We start from the raw sequence: 2,330 nt of genomic DNA on the forward strand, positions 1-2,330 counted from the left end.
TAATTATTAACAATATTGGGATTTCATTTTATCAAATGGAAAATAGAGGGATTTACAATGATATGTAATAATGCATAATAAATCAAGCGAATATCATGATATACTCTCAAAGAGCTGATACAAAATTTCTTTAGATTGGAAAACTAAAGTCTTATCTACCTAAAAGGAAGGCGCCTTATGGCGTCTTTTTTCTATTTTCAAAAGGACCTGCTCAATTAATTTTTAAAAACATAAGGTAAAGTGAACCCATTAAAATCCATGGAATGCACCCTAGTTTTACCCTCTAATCTAAAGGAGGCACTATTGTTATGGGATATGGTGGTAGTTGCGGCGAAGGCTGCGGTTTCGCTGGAGGATTCGCTTTATTAGTTGTATTGTTTATTTTATTAATCATTATCGGATGCAGTTGTTTCTGCTAAAAACTATTGGAAAAGGCACCCTTATATGGGCGCCTTTTTGTATATTAAAAACCTCCCTATTTCCGTAGGCAGGCTAAATGTGATTTTGCACAATTGAGTTATAGCAAAATCATTTATATTGAAAGTAATGAAAATTAACTTAGTAATCCTAATACCTTAATAATCTCAATTGTTTTATTATCTTTTATTTTAAAATAAAGCCTTTTCCCTATACGTTCACTAATTACAATATTTCCAAAGGCTAATTTACGCAAATGTTGTACAATCAAATCCTCTGTAATTCTTGTTTGCTTACTTAAATCAGAAACTGACAACGATCCATATGTAATCAATTTACAAACAATTGATAAGCGAGTAGAATTCCCTAATAACCCTAAAACTTTTATACTTTCGGTATAGAAACTAAAATCCATATGAAAAGCATGTAACAGATTTTCCAACCTCCTAAAATAAGATGAATATCAACCAAAATATCTTAACATAAAAACAGTAAAAAACACCCTAAAATATACCAAATATTCATTAAGAAAAATGATACTTGAATGGGAGTCCAATACATATTATTAAAATTAATGTGTATTGGACTTTCCATCCTCAATGAATGGAAAGTAGAGATGCTTCAATTATGTACCGATCTGGAGCGTCTCCTATATAGTCAAAAGGATAACAAGTTGTTAATGTTAATGTTGGCTCACTTTTTTCTACAATAACTGTTCGATCTTCTGAATCTGTTATCCAATGCTTGTTAATTTCATATGTATATGTTTTATTTTCATATTCCACGATAAGTTGGTCATTTTCCTTTAATTGACCAAGCTCGGTAAAAACAGTATCTCTATGTCCACTTAAAACTGTATGACCATTTCCAGATGGTGTAGTAGTTAAGTCACTAACAAACATACCTACACCCTTTTTTAGTACTTTATCATCAGCTCCCCAAAATATAGAGTATTTCTTTTGTATTTTAGGGATAATTAAATATGCTACTTTATCTCCTAACTGATGGTTTACCTTTGAAGCGGGAATTTGTACAGGTTCTTCTTGTAATGAAGTGTCAATCTTTGTCTCTGTTTGATTGATGTTTTGCGTTTCATTTTCTTTAGAAGGTGTGGAGGTCTCATATTGTTTAGCCTCGTTAGTTGTTAACGACTCTGCTGATTGTCTAGCACTATACCATTCTAGAAAATAATAGGAAAAGATAGTAAGTCCAATAACAGTTAAACATAAGCCTATCCATTGTTTTTTATTCACTTTTATCACTCCATTTGAAAACGACAGGATTTCTCCTGCCGTTTTAAGGAACTATTTTATGCGTTTGTCTTTTTACGACGGAACATTAATACAGAACCAGCTAATGCTAATCCTAAGCTTGCTAACATCATTGTAACACCGTTTGATGCTGTATTAGGTAATTTTTCACCTTGTTTTTTCGTTTCTTTTTTCACAACTGTATTAGTATTTTTCTTTGTTTCTTTTGCAGTTGTTTGAGGCTTAGTTTGTTCTTGTTTATTATTTGTTGTTTGGTTATTTTGTTTTGAATTCTCTTGCTTAGTGTTTTCTTGTTTAACAGGTTCTTGTTTAGTGTTTTCCTGTTTAGTATTTTCTTGTTTAGGTTGTTCTTGAGGTTTAGTAGTTTCTTTATTTTCTGTTGTAGTATTTGTGCTCTTTGGATATTTATAATCTTCACATGGAATGCCGTCTTTATCATTATCTAAACGGTGTGGATCATTTCCAACACCATATCCATTTTGATCCCAGAATGCTTGAGCATCTTGTTGACTTTTAAAATGACCACAGTTTTTTGTATCATTAGGACTCTTAGCTGCAAATGCAGAAGAACTGTACCCCACTGTTAATAGTGTTACCGCTGTTGCTGAAGCTAATAATTTTTTCATAAATTTCTTTATCCCC

4 protein-coding genes are annotated in these 2,330 nt (G+C 31.8%); 1 reads left to right on the top strand and 3 read right to left on the bottom strand.

Features of this window, described 5'->3' with window-relative positions:
• The first annotated feature begins 308 nt into the window (after positions 1-308).
• Complete coding sequence (locus ACQGS6_RS26760; RefSeq protein ID WP_000540371.1) at positions 309-419, top strand: YjcZ family sporulation protein; 111 nt, start codon at positions 309-311, stop codon at positions 417-419.
• Positions 420-553: 134 nt separating this feature from the next.
• Here the strand turns inward: ACQGS6_RS26760 and ACQGS6_RS26765 are convergent, their stop codons facing one another.
• The 3 genes from ACQGS6_RS26765 to ACQGS6_RS26775 form a co-directional block, all read right to left on the bottom strand.
• Positions 554-832 (bottom strand): ArsR/SmtB family transcription factor, encoded by a 279-nt coding sequence (locus ACQGS6_RS26765; RefSeq protein ID WP_000347623.1) that lies wholly within the window; start codon positions 830-832, stop codon positions 554-556.
• Positions 833-1,013: 181 nt separating this feature from the next.
• On the bottom strand, positions 1,014-1,670 hold the full coding sequence (locus ACQGS6_RS26770; protein WP_074624933.1) for a class D sortase: 657 nt from the start codon (positions 1,668-1,670) through the stop codon (positions 1,014-1,016).
• Positions 1,671-1,726: 56 nt separating this feature from the next.
• A complete protein-coding gene (locus ACQGS6_RS26775; RefSeq protein ID WP_000734536.1) occupies positions 1,727-2,314 on the bottom strand; it encodes an excalibur calcium-binding domain-containing protein in 588 nt (195 codons plus the stop codon).
• Positions 2,315-2,330: the final 16 nt, after the last annotated feature.

Source organism: Bacillus sp. GMs2/2, from assembly GCF_050172095.1.
GTDB lineage: Bacteria > Bacillota > Bacilli > Bacillales > Bacillaceae_G > Bacillus_A > Bacillus_A cereus.